This is a genomic window from Janthinobacterium sp. ROICE36 (genome assembly GCF_002869965.1).
GTDB lineage: Bacteria > Pseudomonadota > Gammaproteobacteria > Burkholderiales > Burkholderiaceae_D > Janthinobacterium.
The window spans coordinates 63,837-87,400 of sequence record NZ_PEBS01000020.1 but is presented as its reverse complement, the minus strand read 5'-3'; the positions used below and the strand labels follow the sequence as shown (position 1 = coordinate 87,400).

Below are 23,564 nucleotides of genomic sequence, written 5' to 3'. Positions count from 1 at the left end.
ACAAACCACGTTCACTTTCGCCGCTTACAACCTGACGCGCATGGCGACGATCTTTGGCTGGCGTTTATCGGCGGTGGTTGGATAACTCCGTCCATAGAGTACGGAAAGCGCTAAAAAATGTCAAAAATCGGCCTGAAAAGTGGCTGAAAACTGCTTTTTAGGAAAAATGCGGCTTCCAGCCCGAAAAATTCGCATGTCTGGCGACAAAATCCGAAGGACTGGGGTCCTTTTTCAACACCCTGTTAAGCAAAAATTGTTCTCGCGGGTACAAAACGCGTGCTGTGCGGTCAAGAAACTCACGCATTCTCACGCTATATTGTTTTCGGCCGGCCTTGCTGCCGCGCCTTGATACCTACAAAAACAGTCTTGGAGATAATGATGAATTGCACTTTGAAACCGATGGCCCGCGTGGTCGCCGGCTGCGTCGCCACGCTTGCCCTGGCCGCCTGCGGCAACGACACCGTCAGCGAGGAATACAAGCAGCCTGTGTTTGGCGCCACCACCTACACCCAGCTCAAGGTTGACGGCTATACCTTCAAGGATATGAACCGCAACGGCAAGATCGACCCGTACGAAGACTGGCGTTTGTCGGCCGAGGCGCGCGCCGACGATCTGCTGGCGCGCATGAGCCTCGATGAAAAAGCGGGCCTGATGATGCATGGCACGGCGCCCACCGTGTCCGACCCTTCCGGCATCGGCCTGGGCGGCGCGTATGACTTGACTGCCCTGCAAAACCTGATCGTCAAGCAGTACGTCAACACCTTCATTACCCGCATGGCGGGCGACACGGCCAACATGGCGGCGCAATACAACAAGGTGCAAGCCCTGAGCGAAACCTCGCGCCACGGCATTCCCGTGTCCATCAGCACGGACCCGCGCCACCATTTCCAGTACACGGTGGGCGCCAGCGCCGGCACCAAGGGATTCTCGCAGTGGCCTGAAACCCTGGGCCTGGCCGCCATCGGCGACGATGCGCTGGTGCGTCGCTTCGGCGACATCGCGCGCCAGGAATACCTGGCCGTCGGCATCACGCAAGCCCTGTCGCCGCAGGCCGACCTGGCCACCGAACCGCGCTGGTCGCGCATCAACGGCACCTTCGGCGAAGACGCGGACCTGGCCAAGCGCATGGTGCAGCACTATATCGAGGGCTTCCAGGATGGCAACACGGGCTTGCATGACGGCAGCGTGGTGGCCGTCGTCAAGCACTGGGTCGGCTACGGCGCCACGAAAGAGGGCTTCGACGGCCACAATTACTATGGCCGCTACATGACCTACCCGGGCAACAATTTTGCTTATCACGTGAAACCGTTCGAAGGCGCCTTCACGGCCAAGGCGGCCTCCGTCATGCCGACATACGCTCTGCCGGACGGTAATATCACGATAGATGGCATCACCCTGGAACAGGTGGCGGCCGGCTTCAGCAAGACCATGCTGACGGATCTGCTGCGCGGCAAATACGGTTTTGAAGGTGTAATCCTGTCCGACTGGGGCATCACTTCCGACTGCGATGCCAACTGCCGCAACGGCACGGCGCCGGGCGTGGCGCCTTCCTTCATGGGCTTCGGCACGCCGTGGGGCATGGAAGACGCCACCAAGGCCGAGCGCTACGTGAAGGCCGTGACGGCGGGGATGGACCAGTTTGGCGGCGTGACGGAAGCGCCCTACCTGACGCAGGCCGTGCAGCGGGGCCAGCTGACGGAGGCGCGCATCAACGCGTCGGCGCGGCGCATCCTGATCCAGAAATTCAAGCAGGGCCTGTTCGAGCATCCATTTGTCGATGCGGCGAAGGCGACCACCACGGTGGGCAAGGCGGACTTTGTCGAAGCAGGCCTGGAAGCCCAGCGCCGCTCGCTGGTCTTGCTGGAAAACAAGGACAAGGTCTTGCCGCTGGCGAGCAGCGTCAAAAAGGTCTATTTGTACGGCATCGACGCGGCCGTGGCGCAAAAATATGGCTACACGGTGGTGGCTACGCCGCAGGAAGCGGACGTGGCACTGCTGCGCGTGGCCGCGCCGTATGAAACCCTGCACCCGAACTACATCTTCGGCAGCATGCAGCACGAGGGCCGCCTCGATTACGTGGACGCCAATGCCGATTACGAGGCGATCAAGAACGCGGCGAAATTCGCGCCGAAGACGGTGGTGACGGTGTATCTGGACCGTCCGGCCATCCTCGGCAACGTGCAGGACAAGGCCAGCGCCATCCTCGCCAACTTTGGCGTCAGCGACGGCGCGCTGTTCGATGTCTTGACGGGCAAGGCCAAACCGCAAGGCAAACTGCCGTTCGAACTGCCATCGTCGATGGCCGAAGTGCAGGTGCAGAAATCGGACGTACCGTATGACACGGCCCATCCGCTGTACAAGTTCGGCTACGGGCTGGCGTACTGACAGGAGCGGGGACGGGCCGCCCGGCGCGGCCTGTCCCCGTCCGATTGACAGTCTCCCGGCGCTCGCCGATACTGGCTGCTTCGTTCGCCGATTCTGCCAGGAAGGAAGCCCCCCCGATGTGCCTTATTCCGAAATTGCACCAGACCGTGCTTGCCGCAGCACTCTCCATTGCGCTGGCCATGCCCGCCATGGCCGCCGCCCCTGCATCGGCCTGGGTCGAAGCCAGCAACCGCAACGCGGCCATCGTGCTGGCGGCGCAGGCGCAGTTCTCGCCCGAAAACGCTTCCGATACGGGGCTGGCCCAGTACGACGGCCTGGCCGCCGACCTGGGATCGAAGATCACGGAACGTTATGTGGCGGCCATGCTGCAGGCGCGCGCGCAATTGCAGCACAAGCTGGCGGCGGAGAAAGATGAACGCATCCGTCAGGATCTGCAGATATTGACGCAGGCCGTCGACCAGGAAATCGCCGGCGCCCGGCTCGATGCCAAGTACACCTTGCCCTGGGTCGATGTACCGCAGATGGTCTTTGGCAGCATGCAAAGCCTGCTGCAGGAACAGCGGCCGGCCGCGCGCCGCGCCAAGGCCCTGGAACGCCTGCAGCGCTATGTGGGGCAATACCCGGGCAGCACGCCGATCACGCAGCAGGCCAGGGCGCGCTTCACGGAAAAAATCGGCAAGCCAGGCCTGGCCGGCCCGGTGCGCCTGCAGGTGGAGCAGTCGCTGGAAAACGTGCCGACGTATATCGCCGGCATCCGCAAGCTGTTTGCCGACATGAAAATCACTGGCGCCGAACCTGCGCTGGCCGCCATGGAGCAGCAGTTGAACGAATATGCGGCGTGGGAGCGCCAGACCGTGCTGCCCCTGTCGCGCACGGATTTCCGCATGGCGCCCGAACTGTATGCGTTTCGCCTGCAGCAGGTGGGCATCGACATCGAGCCGCGCGTCCTGGTCGAACGGGCGCAAGTGGCCTATCTGGAAACGCGCGCCGCCATGCAGGCGCTGGCACCCGTGGTGGCGGCCAGGCTGGCCTTGAAGGGTATCGACGGCACGGATTACCGCCAGGTGCTGCGCGCGCTGAAAAGCGCATCCATCCCCAACGAGCAGCTGGAAGCGCACTACAAGGGCGTCAATACGCAGCTCGAAGAGCGCATCGCCCGGCAGCGCGTGGTCGATATTCCTGCGCGCGCCATGACCATGCGCCTGGCGTCCGCCGCCGAATCGGCGGCCCAGCCGGCGCCGCATATGCGTCCGCCTCCGCTGATCGGCAATACGGGAGAACACGGCCAGTTTGTCCTCCCCGTCAGCAATCCGGCCGCCAGCGGCAAGGGTGAAGCATATGACGATTTCAATTTCGCCGGCGCCGCCTGGACCCTGAGCGCGCACGAGGGCCGTCCCGGCCACGAGCTGCAGTTCAGTGCCATGGTGGAGCGCGGCGTGTCGCAGGCGCGCAGCCTGTACGCGTTCAACAGCGTCAATGTGGAAGGCTGGGCGCTGTACGCGGAAGCGGAGATGATTCCCTACGAGCCGGCAGAAGGCCAGTTCATCGCGCTGCAGTTCCGCATGCTGCGCGCGGCGCGCGCCATGCTCGACCCGATGCTGAACCTGGGCCAGGTCACGCGCGAAGAAGCGGGCCGCATCCTGACGGAGGAAGTGATGCTGTCGAAACCGATGGCGCGCCAGGAGCTGGACCGCTATACCTTCAATATGCCGGGTCAGGCAGGCAGCTATTTCTATGGCTATACGCGCATCCTGCAGCTGCGCGCGGAAACGGAGCTGGCGCTGGGCGATCAATTTGACCGCCTGGCCTTCAATAACTTCCTGCTGGGCCAGGGTTTGCTGCCGCCGAACCTGCTGGCCAAGGCTGTGCGCGAACACTTCATCCCCGAGCAGAGAAAAGCGAAGGGCTGACGCCTTGGCATCAAGCGTGCCAGGGAAAGGGAATTTTGCCGCTATTGTCCTCGGGCGAGTCGTATAATTACGCCAATTGTGCTGGCCACCCTGGAGTTCCACTTGCAGCTACCGATCCGTTATCCGAACATGCCGCAACTGCTGCTGAAGGCCCGCGACAGCCTGCTCCAGCATTTCCGCCCTATCCTCAATCACTTTGGCGTGACGGAGCAGCAGTGGCGCATCATGCGCGCGCTGAACGAAAGCCCCACGCTGGAACCGCGCGAGCTGTGCAATATCTGCCAGATTTCCAGTCCCAGCATGAGCGGCATCCTGGCGCGCATGGAAGAAATCGGCTTGATCGGACGCAGCAAGTTCGAAGGCGACCAGCGTCGCCGCAAGGTGCACCTGTCGGAAGCGGGCGCCAGCTTGCTGCTGCAGATGGGTAAGCTCATCGACTTGCAATATGAACACCTCGAAGCGGCCTACGGCAAGCAAGTGTTTGAAGACATGCGCCGCGCCCTGGAAGCCTTCATTGCCCTGGAAACCCTGCCCGTGGCGCCCGCCATCCTGCGCTGAACCTCCCAGTTCCTCCCGTTTTTCTGCCTGCCTGACTATCCCCTGGGCACGTGTTTTTCAACACGTGCCGCCGCTGCTTTTCCCATGCCTGTTCCGCACATTTCCCCATCCTGCCGGGCTTGCGTCCGCGCGCCTGCGAGTTTTGCTATGAGAGTACGCCTTATAGTTAATTACTTACATGTTAGTAAATAAGCGTATAATTTGCTCCACTTGATCCAAATCAAGAAGCACAGCGGACGCCCCCCTCGCCGGATGGGGCGGCAACGCGGCGTCACCGCCTGTATTGCGCCATCGCGGCGGCAATACTTGTCTGACGCACGATACAACAGGAAAATCAGGAAAAAAATGAACACACCATGCATGCGCGCTGCGGCGCTGGCCGTCTCGTCACTCATCGGCGCAAACGTTTGCGCCCACAGCAATGTCAGCATTTACGGCGTGGTCGATGCGGCTACCGCCTACGCGAGCAACCAGGGCGGCAAGTCGAACACCTATATGCGCAGCGGCAGCTTGTCCGCCAGCAAGATCGGTTTCCAGGGCGTGGAAGACCTGGGCGGCGACCTGCAGGCGCTGTTCTTGCTGGAAAACGGCTTTGAAAGCGATACGGGCGCACAAAGTTCCGCCAGCTCCCTGTTCAACCGCCAGGCCTACGTCGGCTTGCAGTCCAAGGCCTACGGTAGCGTGACGGCTGGCCGCCAGTACACGCCGTACTATCTGCTGGTGGGCTCGCTGGCATCGAGCAATGTCTTGACGGGTGCCACCGGCGCCCACCCGGGCGACATCGACGGCCTCGATACGACCGTGCGCATCAGCAATTCCGTCACCTACAGCATGCCCGCCTGGCGCGGCTTGCAAGCGACCGCGCAATACGGCTTTGGCGAAGCGGCCGACGACAATGCCGTGGGCAGCAGCTTCAGCGCCGCCGTCAAGTACAGCACCTCGCCAGCCGAATTCGCGCTCGGCTATCTGAAACTGAAAAATGGCGCAAATGGCGCCGGCTGGCGCGACAAGGCCTCGGCCAGCTTCGGCATCTCGGCCCTCAACCAGGGCTACGCCTCGGCCGAAAGCATCGAATTCATCGCCGCCAGCGCGCGCTACACCATGGGCAAGTGGATGGTGGGCGCCAATGCCAGCAATGTGCAATACCAGGCGGGCAGCCGCGCGGCCTTCCGCGACACGGCCATCTTCAACACGGCCGGCCTGATCTCGAGCTATCAGCTGACGCCGCAGTGCTTCCTGTCCGCCGGCTACAGCGACACATTCGCCAGCCACGCCAACGGCGTGTCGGACCGCGCGCGCTACCGCCAGCTGTCGTTCGAACAGAATTATGCGCTGTCGAAGCGCACGGCGATCTACCTGATCGAAGCGCGCCAGCTGGCGCGCGGCCAGACCCTGGGCCAGAGCGGCGCCATCGTCGACGCCGTCGCCTCGGTCGGCGACTCGCAGAACGGCACGCCGTCGTCGGACGGCGGCCAGACGGTGGTGATGGTCGGTCTCAAGCACTCTTTCTGAACGGTTGCAGAACGCACGGGAGCTTCAATTGGACGCTACACATAATAAGGAGGGCCGCGGCCCTCTCAATCCCGGCCGCCGCATGGTGCTGGCCGGCTTGCTGTCGGCTTCGGCCGCAGCACTGATTCCCTGGGCGCTGGCCGAGCCGGTCGCCAATGCGGAGCAGGGCGCCTTTTTGGGCGTGTCGGCCATGCTGGTCGGACGCCAGGTGCTCGACCCCGTGCTAGCCAAGCGCCTGTACGACGCGCTGGTGGTGCAGGACGCGGCTTTCCCCGCGAAGGTGCGCGCGCTACTGGCATTGATCAATGCGCAGGGCTTGCAGGCTACCGGCTTGCAGGAAGCGCTCGATGCGCTCGACCCGGCCCAGTCGCCGCTGGCCGCCCTGCCGCGCCAGATCGCCAGCGCCTGGTACCTGGGCATCGTCGGCACGGGCGAGGCGGCCGTCTGCGTCGCCTACGAGCAGGCTTTGAACGCGGCCGTCGTGGCCGATGTGCTGAAGCCTCCCACGTATTCCTACGGCGCCTACGGCAGCTGGGCCAGAAAACCAATTTAAGGAGCCATCATGGCTGAAGAACTCTCTGCCGATTATCTCGTGATCGGCTCTGGCATAATCGGCTCGCTGGCCGCGCGCAAGCTGGCGCTGGCGGGCGCCTCGGTGCTGATCCTGGAAGCGGGTCCGCGCGTGTCGCGCGGCGAAATCGTCGCCCGTTTCCGCAACACGACGCGCCGCAGCGACTGGATGTCGCCGTATCCTTCCGTGGCCACGGCGCCGCACCCGATCTACCAGCCGAAGGACAATGGCTACCTGGTGCAGGCCGGCCCCTACCCATACCCGGCCGAATACATCCGCCAGTTCGGCGGTACTTCGTGGCACTGGGCCGCGCAGGCATGGCGCAATGTGCCAAACGACTTCCGCATCCATACGCTGTACGGCGTGGGCGTCGACTGGCCCCTCAGCTACGCAGACCTGGAGCCGTTCTACCAGGAAGCGGAAGACATCATGGGCGTTTCCGGGGCCGAGAACACGGGTTCGCCGCGCAAGCAGCCCTTCCCGATGGCGTCCGTGACGGAGCCGTACGCCATGCGTCGCATCCGCGAGCGCCTCGACCCGGCGTTCACGGTGGTGGGCAACACGGTGGCGCGCAACAGCGTCAGCTACGATGGCCGCCCGGCCTGCTGCGGCAATAACAGCTGCCAGCCGATCTGCCCCATCGACGCGCAATACCATGGCGGCATCGCCGTGCAGCAGGCGGAAGACGCGGGCGTCAAGATACTGTGCAATGCCAACGTCTACAAGCTGGAACACGATGCCCAGGGCCGCATCGCGGCCGCGCTGTACTACGATGTGGATAAAAAAAGCCACAGGGCCACGGCCAAGACCTTCATCCTGGCCGCCAACGGCATTGAAAGCCCCCGTTTGCTGCTCGTTTCCGCCTCGGAAAAATACCCGAACGGCCTGGCCAACAGCAGCGACATGGTGGGTCGCAACCTGATGGACCACCCGAGTACCTCGATCACTTTCGATGCCGATGAAGACCTGTGGCTGGGCCGGGGCCCGCAAAGCCCGAATTCCATCAACAGCATGCGCGATGGCGACTTCCGCAGCCGGCATTCGCCGTACCGCCTGGATTTCACGAATATCTCGCGCGTGGATGGCGCCACCAGGGAGCTGATCGGCAAGGGCGTCTTTGGCGCCGAATTCGAACAGCAGCTGCGTTTCCGCTCGGCGCGCGAAATGAGCTTGAAAAACGTGCTGGAAGTGCTGCCGAATCCGGAAAACCGCATCGCCCTCAGTAGCGAAAAGGACGCCATGGGCATCCCCAAGCCGCAGGCGCATTATTCGATCGATCAATACACGAAGCGCGGCCACGAGCGCTCGAAGCAGGATTTCGAGGACATCGCCAGGCTGATGGGCGGCAGCAATCTGCACCACAGCAAGCAGGGCGTGTTTGCCAACAACCAGCACATCTGCGGCACTTTGTCGATGGGTTCCGATGCGGCCAAGGCCGTGTGCGACCAATGGGGCCGCACCTACGACCATGCCAACCTGTTCCTGTGCAGCACGGGCGTGCTGCCCACGTCCGGCACCTGCAATTCGACTGAGAATGGCCTGGCCGTGGCTTTGCGCACCGTCAAGCACATCCTCGACGAACAGGGGGCGACAGCATGATGGCGACTTTCAAAATGGCGGCTGGCGCCGCGCTGCTGTCCCTCATGGCCTTGCCGGTGCTGGCGGCGCACGCCCCAGGAGCCGATGTGCAGGCGATCGAGCGTGGCCGCTACCTGGCCACGGCGGGCGACTGCATCGCCTGCCACAGCGTGCCGGGTGGTAAACCGATGGCGGGCGGCTTGGCCCTGGCCACGCCGCTGGGCGCCATCGTCGCCACCAACATCACGCCATCGAAAACGCATGGCATCGGCAATTACACGCTGGCGCAGTTCTCCGACGCCGTGCGACGCGGCGTGCGGGCCGATGGTGCGCATCTGTACCCGGCCATGCCCTACACGGCCTACGCCAAGGTGACGGATGACGACACGGCCGCCCTGTACGCCTACTTCATGCATGGCGTGGCGGCGGTGGACACAGCGCCGGCAAAGCAGACGGACTTGCCATTCCCGTTGAATATCCGCCTGTCGATGGCGGGCTGGAATCTGCTGTTCCTCGACACAAAACCGTTCGTGGCCGATGCGTCGAAAAGCATGGAGTGGAACCGCGGCGCCTACCTGGCGCAAGGGCTGGCCCACTGCAGCACCTGCCATACGCCGCGCAATGCGCTAATGGCCGAGCAGCTGTCGCAAGAGTTGGGCGGCGCCGACCTGGGCACCTGGCATGCGCCGAACATCAGCTCGGACAGTAACAGCGGCATCGGCAGCTGGAGCCAGCAGGAGCTGGCCGACTACCTGCGCACGGGCCGGGCTGCGCACCGGGGCCAGGCCGCAGGTCCCATGGCCGAAGCCATCGAGCATAGCCTGAAGCACTTGAGCGATGCGGACTTGAACGCCATCGCGCATTACCTGAAAAGCGTGCCGGCCGTGCGCGATGCGGCCGACACGAAACCGGTGACGCAATGGGGGCAGGCGGGCGATGACTTGCGTGCCATACGCGGCGTGCCGCTGCCGCCAAATCTGAACAGGATGTCGGGCGCGCAGCTGTACGATGCGCAGTGCGCCAGTTGCCACCAGGCCAGGGGCGAAGGCAGTTTCGATGGCAGCCTGCCGCCGTTGTTCCATAACTCGGTAACGGGCCGCAGCAACAGCAACAACCTGGTGATGGCGATCCTCGATGGCGTGGAACGGCAGGACGGTGGCAGCGGACATTTGATGCCCGCCTTCCGCCAGACGCTGTCGGACGAACAGATCGTCACCCTCGGTAATTACGTGCAAAAGATGTACGGCAATCCCGCTGTCAAGGTGACGGCGGAGCAGGTGACGACCCTGCGCAACGGCGGCGCGCCGTCCAACCTGGTCGGCCTGGTCCGCGCGGGCATCGTCGTCGGTGTGCTGATGCTGCTGGCTTTGCTGGTGTGCTGGAGGGGGCGCCGGCGCAAGGCGGTGTAAGCGTCATCCCATGGCATAGGCTGGCGTCAGACTCGACAGGGTCTGACCCTTTTTTACGCCTCATGATTGCAACTTGTTTGCATGTGCTGGATTTATGTACTATCATTAGTTACATGAGACGCGACAGCAAACTATCATCGATCCTCCATGTGCTGCTGCACATGGCCCACGCGGGACGCCCGATGACGTCCGAGGAACTTTCCGGCTACCTGGACACCAACCCCGTGCTGGTGCGGCGCGTGATGGCCGGCTTGCGCGAACGCGGTTACGTGGCGTCGGTCAAGGGGCATGGCGGCGGCTGGCGCATCGTCTGCGAGCTGCATAGCGTGACCCTGCAAGACATTTACTTGGCCGTGGGTTCACCCACCATCTTCGCCATGGGCAACCGCGTCGACCAGCCGGGCTGCCTGGTCGAGCAAGTGGTGAACCAGTCGCTGGCCGGCGCCTTCGACGAAGCCGAGGCACTGCTGATCCAGCGCTTTGGCGCTGTCACCCTGGCCGACCTGGCCGACCGTTTCAGCCAACAATACGATCTACACCGAGGAGCACACCATGCACATTCCTGAATTGCCTTTTGCCCCGTTCGACGTCATCATCGTCGGCGGCAGCTACGCCGGCCTGTCCGCCGCCACGCAACTGGCGCGTGCCCGCCGCCGCGTGCTGGTGATCGATGGCGGCCAGCGCCGCAACCGCTACGCCAGCCATTCCCACGGCTTCCTGACCCAAGACGGCAGCGGGACGGCCGCCATCGCGGCCGAGGGCAAGGCGCAGTTGATGGCGTATGCCACCGTCACATGGCTGGACGGGATGGCCGTGCGGGCGGTGGCCAGCGGCGATGGTGATGCCTTTGCCGTGCCCCTGGCGGACGGCAGCGTCGTGCACGCTCGTCGCCTGGTATTGGCCAGCGGCGTGATCGACGCATTGCCGCCCGTCGAAGGCCTGGCCGAACGCTGGGGCAGCAGCGTCTTTCACTGCCCGTATTGCCACGGTTATGAACTGCAGCAGGGCGCCATCGGCGTGCTGGCCACCGGACCCCTGACCATGCACCATGCCCTGATGCTGCCCGACTGGGGCACGGTCACCTTTTTCCTGAATCGCGCCTTCGAGCCCGATGCGGCGCAACTGGCGCAACTGGCCGCGCGCGGCGTGACGGTAATGCGCACGCCCGTGGCGCGGATCGAGGGCGTGGCCGAGGTGGTCCTGGCGGACGGCAGCCGTCATGCGATGGCCGGCCTGTTCGTCGCGACCCGCACCCGCCAGGCCAGTGGCCTGGCCGGCGAATTGGGCTGCGCGCTGGAAGAGGGCGCCATGGGTCCGTTCGTGCGCACCGACGAGCAACAGGCCAGCAGCGTGCCGGGCGTCTTTTGCTGCGGCGACGCGGGACGCATGGCTGGCAGCGTGGCCTTCGCGGTGGCCGATGGCGCCATGGCCGGCGTGGCAGCACACCGCTCGCTGATGTTCGGGCTGGATCAGGCGGCAAAACCCCCATCGATCTTCAGCCCGGCACCCGTGACGAACGCCGCTTCTTCGCTGGCCAGGTAAGCCACCATGCCGGCGATTTCATCGGCCGTGCCGTGGCGGGGCAGGGCCATCAGGCCGTGCATCAGGTCCGCGAAGTCGCCCGTGGGCGGGTTCATGTCGGTGGCGACGGGGCCCGGTTCCACATTGTTGATGGTGATGCCGCGCGGGCCCAGGTCGCGCGACAGGCCTTGCGTCAGGCCGATCAGCGCCGATTTGCTCATGGCGTAGGCGGCCGCGCCGCCGAACGGCATGCGGTGCGCATTCGTGCTGCCGATGTTGATGATGCGCCCGCCCGTTTGCATGTGCGCCACGGCCGCCTTGATGGCCACGAACACGGCGCGCACATTGACGTTCAAGGTCTTGTCGAAGTCTGCCAGCGAAAAATCATCGATGGCGCCCGGCAAGAACACGCCCGCATTGTTGACGAGGATATCGATCTTGCCAAACTGCGCTGCTACCTTGTCGATGGCCGCTGTCAGGGCGGTGGCATCGGCCGCATCGGCCTGCACGCCCAGCGCCTTGCCGCCCGCCGTTTCCACGGTGGCGGCCAGCGCCTGCGCTTCGGCGGCGGAGCGTTGATAGGTAAAGACGACGTTGGCGCCCTGGCGCGCCAGGCGCCGGACGATGGCCGCGCCGATGCCGCGCGAGCCGCCCGTGACGAAGGCGATCTTGTTTTGCAGTGACAGGATATTGCTGGTTTGGGTTTGCATGATGGGCTTTCTGTGTGAGGAATCGAGAAGCGCAGTATCTGCCTTTCATTGCCTGCGTGCTAGCCATGAATCGCTACAATCACTTTCAACCATAGGTATCAAATGAGCGGGTAGAATAGGTGCATGGACGCCTTCAATCACTTGCAATCGTTCGTGCTATCTGCCGAGCTAGGCAGCTTTTCCGCGGCCGCGCGCCGCCTGGGGCTGACGCCGGCGGCCGTCAGCAAGAACGTGGCGCGGCTGGAAGCGAGCCTCGCGTTGCGGCTGTTCCAGCGCAGCACGCGTCGCCTGACTCTGACGGAAGGCGGCGATCGCTTCCTGCAGCAGGTCAAAGGTGCGCTGTCCACCTTGCAGGAAGCGATCGCCGGCGCGGCCGAAGAGGGCGATCAGCCGGCCGGCATATTAAAAATCAGCATGGCGCCGTCGTTCGGGCGCAGCTACGTGGTGCCGCTGCTGGGTGACTTCATCGCGCGCTATCCGGGCGTCATCCCCGACTGCCATTTCGACAACCGCCAGGTGGACTTGATCGGCGAAGGCTTCGATGTCGCCATCGGCGGCGGCATCGAGCTGACGCCCGGCGTGGTGGCGCGTGAACTGGGTCACGCTCACGTCGTCGCCACAGCGTCGCCCGCCTTCATGCAGGGTAAAGCCCTGCCCGCGCATCCGTCGGACCTGGCGCATTTTGACGGCGTGGCGCGCCGCTCGGCCGGCAGCGGGAGATTGCGCAGCTGGATACTGCGCGACGGATCGGGCGGCGAGGGCGTGGCCGAATCCCGCCCGCGCGCCATCTTCGACGTTCCGGACGCGATGGCGCAGGCGGCCATCCTTGGCGTTGGCGTGGCGCTGCTGCCCATGCCGCATGCGCTGGCCCATTTGCGCAGCGGTGCATTGATTCGCTTGCTGCCCGGCTGGCATGCCGATTCCGGCCCCCTGTCCGTGTACTATCCCAGCAAGAAACTGCTGCCCGCGAAGACGCGCGTGTTCGTCGATTTTTTGCTGGAGCAGTTCCGCCAGCGCGATTTCGCCGCGCAGATACGGCCCGATTAAACAATGAAAAATTCTCATGCATAGTAACTACAGCCTGTTTTACACCTTTGACGGCGATCAACCGGACCGCTTCCGGGAAGCGCGCGTGTTTGGCACGACCGTGTGGACGGCCGCCGGCGCGGCCATGACCTGGGGCGAGGAGACGCGCAAGGACTACGTCAGCGAGGCGCAAGCGCACGCCGGTACGTGGCCCATTGCCGCGCCGCCCTGGCCGATGGCCATAGCTTGGCGCGCGAGACCGTCATCAACCCGGCCGTGTTTGATTTCGCGCTGCTGCAAACCCTGGTGGCGGACGCCGCGCGCCTGGCTGTCGATGCCATGCGCCGTGCGCATCCCGGCCAGCAGCTCAACGCTTTCGCGCTGGTGAGCGACGACAGCGCCATGACCATCGGCCCCATGGCGAACATCCGCGAAGCGCTGGCTGCTTCCGAGTACGGCGAAGAGATGCTGTGGAACCCGGCCGAATGGGCGTTTGACGACGGCGGCGCGTATTTCGACAGCGCCTACCGCTTGCTGCTGCAGGCGCATCGCGACTTGCCGTTCGACGTCGATTTCGACACCTTCCGCGCCGGCGTGTTCGAGGCCTGCATCGCGGCCTTGATGCAGCTCGACGCCGAAGGGGGATTTGGCACGGGTGCGCAGCGCGACGCGGGCGTGCTGCTGTTCGAGGTCAGCGACAGCGCAGCGCTGGAAGGCGCGATGGCGCGCCTGAATCCGCCGGCGGTGGTGGCGCGTTTCGAGGCATGGATGGCCAGCTGGGCGCAATGATGTTTATGCCGCCACCAGCCTGAGTCGCGTAATCTCCGCCGGCGCGCCGATGCGTTTTGGCGGCCCCCAGTAACCGGTGCCGCGGCTGACGTAAATCCACAGGCGGCCGCGCCGGTGCAAGCCCGCCACATACGGCTGCTGCAGCGGCACGAACAGATTCCATGGCCAGAATTGGCCGCCGTGCGTGTGGCCCGACAATTGCAGGTCGTAGCCGGCCGCTTCGGCCTCGGGCGCGCTGCGGGGCTGGTGCGCCAGCAGGATGCGGGGTATATCGGCTGGTGCGCCGGCGATGGCCGCTTGCGGGTCGCTTTTCTGGGCAGGGTCGAAGGCGGCGGCGTTGAAATCGGTGACGCCGGCCAGCGCCAGGTGCGCGCCGTTGTGGTCAAGTATCACATGTTCATTCATCAGCACGCGCAAGCCCAGGCGGCGAAATTGCGCCACCCACGGTGCGGCGCCCGAATAGTATTCGTGGTTGCCCGTTACCAGGAAGACGCCATGGCGCGCGCGCAGCTCGCCCAGCGGCGCCGTGTGGCTGCCCAGTTGCGCCACCGTGCCATCGACCACGTCACCCGTGATGGCGATGATATCGGCCTGCAAGCCGTTGGCGCGCGCGACGATGGCTTCCACGTAGGCGCGTTTGATGGTGGCGCCCACTTGGATGTCGCTCAGTTGCACGATGCTAAAATCCTGCAAGGCGGCGGGCAGGCCGGCAATCGGCACTTTCACCTCGCGCACGCGCGCCACCTTGCGGGCGTTGATGAAGCCGACGACGGTGGCCAGCAGTGCCAGAAGCAGAACGGCCACGGCGGACCCCTGCGCGTGCGGGCGGGCGGCGGGAATCAGCATCAGCAGTGCGCGCAGCACGCTGAGCACAAACAGCGAGGAAAAAAATCCCATGCACAGCGAACCGGCCCAGCTCAAACGGTCGGCCAGGCGCGCATCGTTGGTGACGGCGCGGGCGAAGATGGTCATCGGTATCAGCATGGTCGACGCCAGCAAGACCAGGCCGCCCAACAACCAGCCGGCCAAACCGACGGGCAGGGCAGGCAGCAGCAGCCAGCCCAGCAGGGCGTGCAGGGCGCCCAATATCATGGTGATGCGCAGCAGCGGCGCGCGGCTTGTCATGTCATGCTTCCATTGATGGTGTGGCCGCCGATTATAGCCGACGCCTGTATCGACAGATAGCTGCAGCCCCGCTCATGGGGCGATATGCAGTCCCAGCATGGCCAGCTTACCGAAATCGACGGGCTTGGCGAAGTGCTCGTTGAATCCCGCCTGCAGGGCCGCCTGGCGGTCGTGTTCCTGGCCATAGCCGGTCAGTGCGACGAGCAGGAATTGCTGCGGTATCGGCAGCTGGCGCAATTGGACGGCCACCTCGTAGCCGCTCATGTCGGGCAGGCCGATGTCGAGAAAGACGATGTCAGGCTTGAATTCCAAGATGCGCTCCGTCGCTTGCGCGCCCGTGTAGGCCGTGCGCACCGTGTGGCCGTGCATTTCCAGCAATTCGGCCAGGGTGTCGGCCGCATCGCAGTTATCGTCGACGACGAGGATGCGCTGGCTGCCGCCGGGCGCTGCCTGCGGCACTGGCGCGGCCGGCAGCGGCACGTTGGCGTCGAGCGGCAGGATGACTTCGAAGGTGCTGCCCAGCCCCACGCCGGGGCTGAGCACGCTGACCTGGCCGCCATGCAAGGTCACCAGATTGCGCACCAACGACAGGCCGATGCCCAGGCGGTCCTGCACCCGGTCGGGCGCGTGGCCGCTTTGCTCGAACAGGCCGAAGATGCTGTCGATGCTGGCGGCGGCGATGCCGATGCCGTTGTCGCTCAGGCGGATACACACCTTGTCGCCTTCGCGCCTGGCGCTAATGGCGATGCGCCCGCCCGGCGCCGTGAACTTGGCCGCGTTCAGCAGCAGGTTGGCGACGATCTGCGACAGGCGCACGGCGTCGCCGCAGACCCACAGTTCTTCCTGGGGCAGGCTCACGTCCAGTGCGTGGCCGCGCGCCTCGATGCTGTGCGAACTCGTTTCCAGCGCGCTGCGGATGACGCTGGCCAGGCTTACGCTTTCCCATTGCAGCGAGATCTTGCCCTGCGAAATGCGCGACACGTCGAGCAGGTCGTCCACCAGGCGCACCAGGTGATCCGTGTGGCGGGCGATGGTGCGGCGCGCATTGTCCTGCGCGGCCGGCACGACGGGATCGAGCTTGCACAGCAGGGCCAGCGCCGTGCGGATGGGGCCCAGCGGGTTGCGTAGTTCGTGCGCCAGGGTGGCCAGGAATTCATCCTTGCGGCGGTCCACGTCGCGCAATGCGCGCTCGACGCGTCCCAGCCGCAGCAGCGCCCTGACGTTGGCGATCAATTCGTCCGCCTCGATCGGCTCGACCAGGTAATTGTCGGCACCGCCGTCCAGGGCGCGGATTTTGTCGGCCGAACCGATGCAGGAAGCGGAGGTCTGCAGCACCAGGATGGTGTTCGTCTCGGCGCCGCCCTTCAACTGGCGGCACACTTCCAGGCCGTTGATGTCGGGCAGCTTGACATCGAGCAGGATCAGGTTGGGCCGGTCCTGGCGGGCGCGCAGCAGCGCGTCGCCTCCGTTCGAGGCTTCGATGACCTTGAAGCCGGCGCGTTTGAGGATGCGTGACTTGGCGTAGCGGGCGCCGTCGCTGTCATCGACGTTGAGGATCAGAGCATCGCTATTGTTATCCGGTAGCATGCGCATTGTCCCAGGTGGTTGTGCCTTGCGGCGGAACCGGCTCTTGCCGCTGGTGTGGATTGCCGATCAGCGCGCGCAGGGTCGCCAGCAATTGCTGGCGCGGCAGCGGTTTGACGTAGTAGGCGTCGGCGCCTAGCGCCAGGCCCTTGCGCACGTCGTCGATTTCGGTGGCGACGATGACGGGAACCTGGCGCCGCAGCGGGTCGTTTTTCAGCTCGGCCAGCCAGTGCCAGGCCGTTTCGCCATGTAGCATGATGTCGAGAATGACGGCGGCAGGGCGCTGCTGTTCCCAGCGTTCCTGCGCTTCGCGCACGCTGCGCGCGGGAACGACGCGAAATTCGCTGCCGGCCAGGAATTTTTCATACAGCAGGCGGATGGGCGGATTGTCTTCCACCACCAGCACGCCGATGCTCTGATCGTTGCCATTGTCTTTGGCCGGCGCGCACAGCGGCTGGCCGCCTTCGGGCGCATGGTAGCTGGTGGGCAGGACGACGGAAAACAGCGAACCCTGGCCCGGCGTGCTTTCCACGGCCACCGTGCCATTGAGCAGGGTGGCCAGGTTGCGGCACAGGGGCAGGCCCAGGCCCGTGCCCTTGACCTTGCGCTGCATGTGGTTTTCCACCTGGCTGAATTCCTCGAAGATCAGCTGCACGTCTTCGGCGGCGATGCCCAGGCCCGTGTCGGAGACGGAAAAGCGGATGGCGTCCTGCTCCGGCAAGGGCGTGGCGCTGACGATGATGGTGCCCGCCTCCGTGAACTTCAGGGCGTTGGCGATGAAGTTGCGCAGGATTTGCGACAGCTTGCCTTCATCCGTATGAATGTGCAGCGCCGGATCGGGAGCGATGAAGGTGAGCGTGAGCGACTCGGACACCAGCAGCGGGCGCAGCATGCCGCGCAAGGCGCTGAACAGGTCGGCCACCTGGAAACTGTTGGCATGCACGTCGACCTTGCCCGCCTCGATCTTGGCCAGGTCCAGCAAGTCGTTCACCAGGTCGCTCAGGCTGACGGCGCTTTGCAAGATGAACAGCACCTGTTTTTCCTGCTCCTCCGACAGGTCGCCGTCGATGCGGTCGAGCAGCAGCTTGGACAGGGCACGGATGGAGCTGAGCGGCGTGCGGAATTCATGGCTCATGTTTGACAGGAAGCGCGATTTCATCTGGTCGGCGCGGCGCAGGTGGTCGGCTTTTTCGTCGAGTTCCGCGAACAGCGCCACCACGCCCCGGTTGGTGTCTTCCAGTTCGCGCGTCAGCTGCAGCAAGTCATCCTGGCGCGTTTTCAGTTCGGCCAGGGTGCTCAGGAGCTCGCGGTTCTGCTGCTGCACTTCGGAGAGCGTGATATCCGAGGGCAGCGCCTGCAGGCTGCCGGATAGCGCGCCGATCATGCCTCCGTCAAGCAGGGGCGCGGCGCGCGGGAACAGCTTTTGCAAAGTGATGCGCGTGCCATCGCCGTGCGCGCTGTGGATGTGGCAGCGGTCCATCAGGCGCTGCGCGCCCAGGATGCCCAGTCCCATGCCCGTGCGCGAGCGGTAGGTGCCGGCCAGTATCTGTTCGAGCTGCGCGATGCCGGGGCCCTGGTCCACGATGCGTATGCTGAGCACCTGCGGCGCCGTCTGGCCATCGATGGCGAAATGCACCTTGCCGCTGCCGGCGTAGTTGTAGACGTTGCGCGCCAGTTCCGACACGGCCGTGGCGATGCGCACCTGGTCTTGCACGCCGAAGCCGCACAGGGCGGCGATTTGCCGCGCGCGCTGGCGTGCCCCCACCACATCGCGTTCGCTGCCGATATGGACCGTCAATATGCCTTGGGTCATGCCGCACCTGTCCCTTCCTCTGTCATCGCTTGATGCTGCTCGTGTTCGCGCAGTACCACCACCGTGACGTCGTCGCGCCCACGCGCAAAATCGCGGTACAGCACGCCGGCGACCAGGCTGGGGTGGCAGTGCGCCAGACCCGGATACCGTTCCAGGTCCCAGCGCGTGTGCAGGCCGTCGCTATGCATGATCAGGGTCGTGCCCGGCTGCCAGGGATAGCAAAATTCCTGCAGCTTGCGCAAATTGCTGCCGACGATGCCGTTATGCGACAGCAAATGCCGGCGCTGCTGTGCATCGAAGGCGCAACCGGCGATATTGCCCACGCCCGCATAGCGCAGTTCGCGGCGCCCGCTGTCGATATGCGCCACCGCCAGGGCCGCGCCGCGCGTGGCGCGCAGGGCGCCGTGGGCCAGTTCGATGAAGGGGGCGGGCAGGGGCGGCAAGCCGGGCGTGTCGTGTTCCAGCAGGGCGCTGGCGCATTCCGAGGCGCGCGCCGCCAGCGGGCCATGGCCCAGGCCATCGGCCACCATCAGGCTCAGTTCATGGCCTTCGTACACCAGGTTCCAGGCGTCGCCGCACACCTGCTCCGATGCCAGTGGCAGGCATACGGCGCCGATCTGCCAGTTCGGGCTGGCCGGAATGGCGCTGCTGGCGTGCTGGCCCCACACTACCATCATCAGTACCGTGCCCTTGCCGGGCGCCGTGTACAGGTCGAATTCCTGGCTCAAGCGGCGTATCGCTCCTAGTCCCACGCCGTAGGTGCCGGTGGTGGAATGGCCATCCTGCATGTGCTGGCGCACATTGGCCATGCCGGGCCCGCTGTCGATGGCCAGCACTTCGATGCCGCTGGTACCACCGCGCAGCACCTTGCGCAGCAGGATTTCGCCGCGCTGTGCGTGCTTGACGATGTTGGTGGCCGCTTCGCTGATGATGATGGCCAGCTGGCCCGTGCGCACGTCGTCAAAGCCGATGTGGCGCGCCAGTTCGTTACCGGCGCGGCGGGCCGCGGCGATCTCGCTCGGTTCGCCGATGGGAAAACTGCGTTGCCTGGCAATGTCGGGGGCTTGCTCGATGTGGTTCAAAACAGCTTCCATTTCGCGATGGTGACAGTGGTGCCCGCGCCGGGCGCCGTGTCGATGTGAAAGGCGTCTGCCAGGCGCTTGGCGCCACCCAGCCCCAGTCCCAGCCCGCCGCCGCTGGTATAGCCATCGGTCAGCGCCAGGGCAATATCGTCGATGCCCGGACCCGTATCGACAAAGCGCAATTCCAGGCCCTGGCGCGCGCCTTCGCTGACGCGCGCGATGCGCGCTTCGCCGCCGCCGCCGTAGCGCAGGGTGTTGCGCGCCAGTTCGCTCGCCGCCGTGATGATCTTGGTCTGTTCGATCAGGCCGAAACCCATGGCGACCATGTTGTCGCGTACCTGCTTGCGCAGCCGCACGACGTCTTCATCGCTGTGCAGGGGCAGGATCTGCGCGCGCTCCTGTGCCGGCGCGCCTAGCACGGCGGCCCCGTCATGCGCATGCGCCGCCCTGTTCCAGCAGCTTGATGCCGCGTTCGACGTTCAGCGCCGTGCTCACGCCTTCCAGCGTCAGGCCCAGTTCCACCAGGGTGATGGCGACAGCCGGCTGCATGCCCACTACCACGGTGCGCGCGTCGAGGATTTTCGCCATCGCCGCCGTGTTGCTGATCATGCGGCCGATGAAGGAATCGACGATGTCGAGCGCGGAAATGTCGATCAGCACGCCCGTCGCGCGGTCCGTCACGATGCGCGTGGTCAGGTCGTCCTGCAAGGTCATCGCCAGGCGGTCATGCATGTCGACCTGGATCGTCACCAGCAGCAGCCGGCCCATGCGTAAAATGGGGATTCTTTCCATAGGCGCCTCAGTGTTGTTGCTGCTGGTAAGTGATGCTGGAACCCGTGCGTTTCAGGGCCACGACGAAGGCGTCGGCCAGGGTGGCCTTGGTGATCACGTCTTCCAGGTTCACGCCCAGGTGCACGATGGTTTGCGCGATCTGGGGGCGGATGCCGCTGATGATGCAGTCGGCGCCCATCAGGCGCGCGGCGGCGATGGTTTTCAGCAGGTGCTGCGCCACCAGGGTGTCGACTGTCGGCACGCCCGTGATGTCGATGATGGCAATCAGGGCGCCCGTGTCGACGATCTTTTGCAGCAGGCTTTCCATCACCACCTGCGTGCGGGCACTGTCGAGCGTGCCGATCAGGGGCAGGGCCAGCACGTTTTGCCACAGTTGCACCACGGGCGTGGACAGTTCCAGCAATTCCTGCTGCTGGCGCAGAATCACCTGTTCGCGCGCTTTCTGGTAGACGGCGATGGTCAGCAGGCCCAGTTCGTCGAACAGCTTGCTGGTGCTGATGATGGCGTCGCCCAGCTGCTGCGGCTGTGCCGTGATTTCCTTGCGCAGATAGGCGAACAGCGGTTCCTTCAGGGCAAACATGAAGCTGGCCGTGTCGATCGGCGAATAGCCCTGGCGCACGCGCGATTGCGATATTTCAGCCAGCAGCTGGCGCGTGTCGTCCCAGGCGCCACCTTCGATGTCGAAAGCGTCGCCACTGTCCAGCGCGCTGGCCAGTAACGGCAGCAGTTGCGCTGCCTGCTGGCGCAGCTCGTTTTCCGCAATCTTGTCGCGCCGCAGCAGGCGGGCGACCAGGCCAGCCATCCAGCCGTCCAGCAGTGCCGTGTGGTGCTCGCTGATGATGCCGGCCAGCTGTTGCGCCTGGCCCGTGTCCGTCTTGACCGTGTCCGTCTTGATTTTCATGCTCATCCTTGGCTGGAGTGGAGGGTGCGGCGCGGCCGCAAACGGGCACGCGCTGTGATGAATAAATTATAGGCAGGCAGGGGCGCAGCTTGTGTTCTGTGCCGCACATAGTGGCGTAATCTGTCCATATTCCTGCTGGCGACATCCAGGAATTAAAGATGTATATGGTTTGCATGTTTAAGCCGGATCCGTTACACTGGCAACACGCAAGCAGAGAAGAACGCCATGAATATCGACAAATTCAAACAGCAGCACCTGGCCATCCTGGCCTCCATCGATGACTTGCGCCAGCCGGCGCGCGGCGGTGTTGCCGCACAGGCGCAGGCGATTGCCGAACAGATCATCGCCATGAGCGGCTTGATCAAGCTGCACCTGGCCGTCGAGCAGCGCTATCTGTATCCCGCAGCGCAAAGTTGCGGCGTGGCCAAGGTGGCGCAACTGGGGCGCCAGTACGAAAACGAAATGCACGGCATTGCCGGCGCCTACCTGGATTTCGCCGGTCGCTGGAATACGCCCGTGCGCCTGGCAGCCGAACCGGATGCCTTCCGCAACGAAGCCAATAGCGTGCTGCACGCGCTGTACCAGCGCATGCGGCGCGAGGACCACGAGCTGTATCCAGCGGTAGAGACGCTGGCATAACACCGATTCATGACCTACACACAGGAGTTTTACATGCTGACCCAAGAACAACGCGCCATCATCACGGCCACCGTCCCCATCCTCGAACAGGGCGGTGAGGCGCTGACGCGCCATTTTTACAAGAATCTGTTCCGCGACCATCCTGAAGTGCTGCCGTACTTTAATCAGGCGCACCAGCACAGCGGCGACCAGCAGCGCGCGCTGGCCAATGGCGTGTTGATGTATGCCAAACATATCGATAAACTCGATGCGCTGGGCGACCTGGTAGCGACCATCGTCAACAAGCACGTGGCGCTGCAGATCCGCGCCGAACACTATCCGCTGGTGGGCGCCAGCCTGTTGCAGGCCATCCGCGAAGTGCTGGGCGCCGAGGTGGCCAGCGACGCCGTCATCGATGCCTGGGGCGCAGCCTACGGCCAACTGGCCGATATCCTGGCCGGCGAAGAGGGGCGCATCTACAAGGCACAGGCCGCCGCGCCCGGTGGCTGGAGCGGCGCGCGCGACTTCCTCGTGCAGGGCAAGCACATGGAAAGCGGCGAGATCACCTCCTTCCTGCTGGCGCCCGCCGATGGCCAGCCCGTGCTCGACTTTGCACCGGGTCAATATATCGGCGTGCTGGCCACGGTCGATGGCGTGCCCATGCGCCGCCAGTACTCCTTGTCGGCCGCCAGCAATGGCCAGACTTACCGCATCAGCATCAAGCGCGAGCAGGGTGGCAAGGTATCGAATTTCTTCCACGACCATGTGCAGGCGGGCGATACCGTGCAGCTGACGCCGCCATCGGGCGACTTCGTGCTGATGGACAGCGACAAGCCGCTGGTGCTGATCAGCGGCGGCGTGGGCATCACTCCGACCCTGGCCATGCTGACGGCGGCCCTGCGCGGCAAGCGTCCCGTGCATTTCATCCACGCGGCGCGCAACCAGGGCGTGCATGCGTTTCGCCAGCAGATCGATGCACTGGCCGCGCAGCATCCGCAGCTGCAGCGTTATTACTGCTATGCGGAACATGGCGGCGAGCAAGAGGCGCCGGACGCTGTCGGCTTGCTCAATAAAGAGAACCTCGATTGCTGGCTGCCGGCCTCGCGCGACGTCGATGCCTACTTCCTGGGACCGCAGCCCTTCATGCGGGCCGTCAAGCAATACTTGCGCGAGCTGGGCGTGCCGGAACTGCAGACGCACCATGAATTCTTCGGACCGGCAGCCGCGCTGAACTGACCTTGTCTGCCTCGTGTTGCTTCTGCGAGAAAAAACCGCTGCCGTAAGGGGCGGGTAAGTCTCGCGCTGTACTGTGAATCCAAGCTCGCACAAAAGAGCACGCATTTACATAACAGGAGGCAACACCATGCATGACGATCTGGTACAAAAACTCAAGAGTGACCCCAATTACCATAAGCTCGTCAGGGTCCGCTCGCGCTTCGGCTGGGCGCTGACGGGCCTGATGATGCTGGTGTATTACGGCTACATCTTGCTCATCGCCTTTGACAAGGAATTCCTTGCCACTAAAACGGGCACCGGCGTGATGACCTGGGGCATGCCGATCGGCCTGTTCGTGATCGTGTTTACCGTGGTGATCACCGGCATTTATGTGCGCCGCGCCAACAAGCAATTCGACGACTTGACGCAAGCCATTCAAGCGCGGGTGCAGGCATGAGTCGCACC

At 64.4% G+C, this 23,564-nt stretch carries 22 protein-coding genes; 14 read left to right on the top strand and 8 right to left on the bottom strand.

Annotated features, from left to right (window positions below):
• Positions 1–375: 375 nt before the first annotated feature.
• From CSZ94_RS10955 to CSZ94_RS10915, 9 genes are all read left to right on the top strand, one after another.
• The gene (locus CSZ94_RS10955) at positions 376–2,385 is read left to right on the top strand and encodes a glycoside hydrolase family 3 protein (RefSeq protein WP_102121523.1); all 2,010 of its coding nucleotides are present in this window, start codon (positions 376–378) and stop codon (positions 2,383–2,385) included.
• 116 nt (positions 2,386–2,501) lie between these two features.
• A complete protein-coding gene (locus CSZ94_RS10950; RefSeq protein ID WP_102121522.1) occupies positions 2,502–4,295 on the top strand; it encodes a DUF885 domain-containing protein in 1,794 nt (597 codons plus the stop codon).
• Between the two features lie 102 nt (positions 4,296–4,397).
• Positions 4,398–4,853 (top strand): homoprotocatechuate degradation operon regulator HpaR, encoded by a 456-nt coding sequence (hpaR, locus tag CSZ94_RS10945; RefSeq protein ID WP_258000919.1) that lies wholly within the window; start codon positions 4,398–4,400, stop codon positions 4,851–4,853.
• Positions 4,854–5,198: 345 nt separating this feature from the next.
• Positions 5,199–6,365 carry a porin gene (locus CSZ94_RS10940; protein WP_102121520.1) on the top strand — a complete coding sequence of 389 codons (1,167 nt, stop codon included), beginning with the start codon at positions 5,199–5,201 and terminating at the stop codon, positions 6,363–6,365.
• A 28-nt stretch (positions 6,366–6,393) separates the two neighbouring features.
• A complete protein-coding gene (locus CSZ94_RS10935; RefSeq protein ID WP_258000918.1) occupies positions 6,394–6,918 on the top strand; it encodes a sorbitol dehydrogenase family protein in 525 nt (174 codons plus the stop codon).
• A gap of 9 nt (positions 6,919–6,927) precedes the next feature.
• The gene (locus tag CSZ94_RS10930; RefSeq protein ID WP_102121518.1) at positions 6,928–8,535 is read left to right on the top strand and encodes a GMC family oxidoreductase; all 1,608 of its coding nucleotides are present in this window, start codon (positions 6,928–6,930) and stop codon (positions 8,533–8,535) included.
• A complete protein-coding gene (locus CSZ94_RS10925; RefSeq protein ID WP_102121517.1) occupies positions 8,532–9,923 on the top strand; it encodes a c-type cytochrome in 1,392 nt (463 codons plus the stop codon). Before CSZ94_RS10930 ends, CSZ94_RS10925 begins: the two co-directional genes overlap by 4 nt.
• Before the next feature lie 113 nt (positions 9,924–10,036).
• The gene (locus CSZ94_RS10920; RefSeq protein WP_102121516.1) at positions 10,037–10,489 is read left to right on the top strand and encodes an RrF2 family transcriptional regulator; all 453 of its coding nucleotides are present in this window, start codon (positions 10,037–10,039) and stop codon (positions 10,487–10,489) included.
• On the top strand, positions 10,476–11,465 hold the full coding sequence (locus CSZ94_RS10915) for an NAD(P)/FAD-dependent oxidoreductase (RefSeq protein ID WP_102121515.1): 990 nt from the start codon (positions 10,476–10,478) through the stop codon (positions 11,463–11,465). Before CSZ94_RS10920 ends, CSZ94_RS10915 begins: the two co-directional genes overlap by 14 nt.
• Here the strand turns inward: CSZ94_RS10915 and CSZ94_RS10910 are convergent.
• Complete coding sequence (locus CSZ94_RS10910) at positions 11,393–12,154, bottom strand: SDR family oxidoreductase (RefSeq protein ID WP_102121514.1); 762 nt, start codon at positions 12,152–12,154, stop codon at positions 11,393–11,395. The genes CSZ94_RS10915 and CSZ94_RS10910 overlap by 73 nt on opposite strands.
• A 123-nt stretch (positions 12,155–12,277) precedes the next feature.
• Here CSZ94_RS10910 and CSZ94_RS10905 point away from each other — a divergent pair, with 123 nt between their 5' ends.
• Entirely contained in the window at positions 12,278–13,201 is a 924-nt protein-coding gene (locus CSZ94_RS10905; protein ID WP_102121513.1) for a LysR family transcriptional regulator, read from the top strand.
• Between the two features lie 186 nt (positions 13,202–13,387).
• Entirely contained in the window at positions 13,388–13,969 is a 582-nt protein-coding gene (locus CSZ94_RS10900; RefSeq protein ID WP_102121512.1) for a DUF4303 domain-containing protein, read from the top strand.
• Between the two features lie 3 nt (positions 13,970–13,972).
• Here CSZ94_RS10900 and CSZ94_RS10895 read toward each other — a convergent pair whose 3' ends face one another.
• The 7 genes from CSZ94_RS10895 to CSZ94_RS10865 form a co-directional block, all read right to left on the bottom strand.
• Positions 13,973–15,094, bottom strand: a complete 1,122-nt coding sequence (locus CSZ94_RS10895) for a metallophosphoesterase (protein WP_102121511.1) — start codon at positions 15,092–15,094, stop codon at positions 13,973–13,975.
• 72 nt (positions 15,095–15,166) lie between these two features.
• Positions 15,167–16,681, bottom strand: a complete 1,515-nt coding sequence (locus tag CSZ94_RS10890; RefSeq protein WP_102121533.1) for an ATP-binding response regulator — start codon at positions 16,679–16,681, stop codon at positions 15,167–15,169.
• A complete protein-coding gene (locus CSZ94_RS10885) occupies positions 16,668–18,491 on the bottom strand; it encodes an ATP-binding protein (protein WP_102121510.1) in 1,824 nt (607 codons plus the stop codon). The genes CSZ94_RS10890 and CSZ94_RS10885 overlap by 14 nt, the downstream gene beginning before the upstream one ends.
• Positions 18,488–19,573 carry an ATP-binding SpoIIE family protein phosphatase gene (locus tag CSZ94_RS10880; RefSeq protein ID WP_258000917.1) on the bottom strand — a complete coding sequence of 362 codons (1,086 nt, stop codon included), beginning with the start codon at positions 19,571–19,573 and terminating at the stop codon, positions 18,488–18,490. The genes CSZ94_RS10885 and CSZ94_RS10880 overlap by 4 nt, the downstream gene beginning before the upstream one ends.
• Complete coding sequence (locus tag CSZ94_RS10875; RefSeq protein WP_258000916.1) at positions 19,570–19,992, bottom strand: ATP-binding protein; 423 nt, start codon at positions 19,990–19,992, stop codon at positions 19,570–19,572. The genes CSZ94_RS10880 and CSZ94_RS10875 overlap by 4 nt, the downstream gene beginning before the upstream one ends.
• 10 nt (positions 19,993–20,002) lie before the next feature.
• Positions 20,003–20,365, bottom strand: a complete 363-nt coding sequence (locus CSZ94_RS10870) for an STAS domain-containing protein (protein WP_102121508.1) — start codon at positions 20,363–20,365, stop codon at positions 20,003–20,005.
• 7 nt (positions 20,366–20,372) lie between these two features.
• Positions 20,373–21,266 (bottom strand): STAS domain-containing protein, encoded by an 894-nt coding sequence (locus CSZ94_RS10865; protein WP_102121507.1) that lies wholly within the window; start codon positions 21,264–21,266, stop codon positions 20,373–20,375.
• A 225-nt stretch (positions 21,267–21,491) separates the two neighbouring features.
• Between CSZ94_RS10865 and CSZ94_RS10860 the strand changes: the two genes are divergently transcribed.
• From CSZ94_RS10860 to CSZ94_RS10850, 3 genes are all read left to right on the top strand, one after another.
• Entirely contained in the window at positions 21,492–21,905 is a 414-nt protein-coding gene (locus tag CSZ94_RS10860) for a hemerythrin domain-containing protein (RefSeq protein WP_102121506.1), read from the top strand.
• Between the two features lie 33 nt (positions 21,906–21,938).
• Positions 21,939–23,120 (top strand): NO-inducible flavohemoprotein, encoded by a 1,182-nt coding sequence (hmpA, locus tag CSZ94_RS10855; protein WP_102121531.1) that lies wholly within the window; start codon positions 21,939–21,941, stop codon positions 23,118–23,120.
• A gap of 127 nt (positions 23,121–23,247) precedes the next feature.
• Positions 23,248–23,556: a DUF485 domain-containing protein gene (locus CSZ94_RS10850; protein ID WP_102121505.1), complete on the top strand. Its 309-nt coding sequence runs from the start codon at positions 23,248–23,250 to the stop codon at positions 23,554–23,556.
• Positions 23,557–23,564: the final 8 nt, after the last annotated feature.

What these genes read in the sequence shown, in the direction of transcription:
- CSZ94_RS10870 (WP_102121508.1), bottom strand. Translation starts at nt 20,365, where the DNA reads ATGGAAAGAATCCCCATTTTACGCATGGGCCGGCTGCTGCTGGTGACG.
- CSZ94_RS10885 (WP_102121510.1), bottom strand. Translation starts at nt 18,491, where the DNA reads ATGACCCAAGGCATATTGACGGTCCATATCGGCAGCGAACGCGATGTG.
- CSZ94_RS10930 (WP_102121518.1), top strand. Translation starts at nt 6,928, where the DNA reads ATGGCTGAAGAACTCTCTGCCGATTATCTCGTGATCGGCTCTGGCATA.
- CSZ94_RS10915 (WP_102121515.1), top strand. Translation starts at nt 10,476, where the DNA reads ATGCACATTCCTGAATTGCCTTTTGCCCCGTTCGACGTCATCATCGTC.
- CSZ94_RS10920 (WP_102121516.1), top strand. Translation starts at nt 10,037, where the DNA reads ATGAGACGCGACAGCAAACTATCATCGATCCTCCATGTGCTGCTGCAC.
- CSZ94_RS10950 (WP_102121522.1), top strand. Translation starts at nt 2,502, where the DNA reads ATGTGCCTTATTCCGAAATTGCACCAGACCGTGCTTGCCGCAGCACTC.
- CSZ94_RS10860 (WP_102121506.1), top strand. Translation starts at nt 21,492, where the DNA reads ATGAATATCGACAAATTCAAACAGCAGCACCTGGCCATCCTGGCCTCC.
- CSZ94_RS10865 (WP_102121507.1), bottom strand. Translation starts at nt 21,266, where the DNA reads ATGAAAATCAAGACGGACACGGTCAAGACGGACACGGGCCAGGCGCAA.
- CSZ94_RS10925 (WP_102121517.1), top strand. Translation starts at nt 8,532, where the DNA reads ATGATGGCGACTTTCAAAATGGCGGCTGGCGCCGCGCTGCTGTCCCTC.
- hmpA (WP_102121531.1), top strand. Translation starts at nt 21,939, where the DNA reads ATGCTGACCCAAGAACAACGCGCCATCATCACGGCCACCGTCCCCATC.
- CSZ94_RS10850 (WP_102121505.1), top strand. Translation starts at nt 23,248, where the DNA reads ATGCATGACGATCTGGTACAAAAACTCAAGAGTGACCCCAATTACCAT.
- CSZ94_RS10905 (WP_102121513.1), top strand. Translation starts at nt 12,278, where the DNA reads ATGGACGCCTTCAATCACTTGCAATCGTTCGTGCTATCTGCCGAGCTA.
- CSZ94_RS10890 (WP_102121533.1), bottom strand. Translation starts at nt 16,681, where the DNA reads ATGCTACCGGATAACAATAGCGATGCTCTGATCCTCAACGTCGATGAC.
- CSZ94_RS10955 (WP_102121523.1), top strand. Translation starts at nt 376, where the DNA reads ATGATGAATTGCACTTTGAAACCGATGGCCCGCGTGGTCGCCGGCTGC.
- CSZ94_RS10940 (WP_102121520.1), top strand. Translation starts at nt 5,199, where the DNA reads ATGAACACACCATGCATGCGCGCTGCGGCGCTGGCCGTCTCGTCACTC.
- CSZ94_RS10895 (WP_102121511.1), bottom strand. Translation starts at nt 15,094, where the DNA reads ATGACAAGCCGCGCGCCGCTGCTGCGCATCACCATGATATTGGGCGCC.
- CSZ94_RS10910 (WP_102121514.1), bottom strand. Translation starts at nt 12,154, where the DNA reads ATGCAAACCCAAACCAGCAATATCCTGTCACTGCAAAACAAGATCGCC.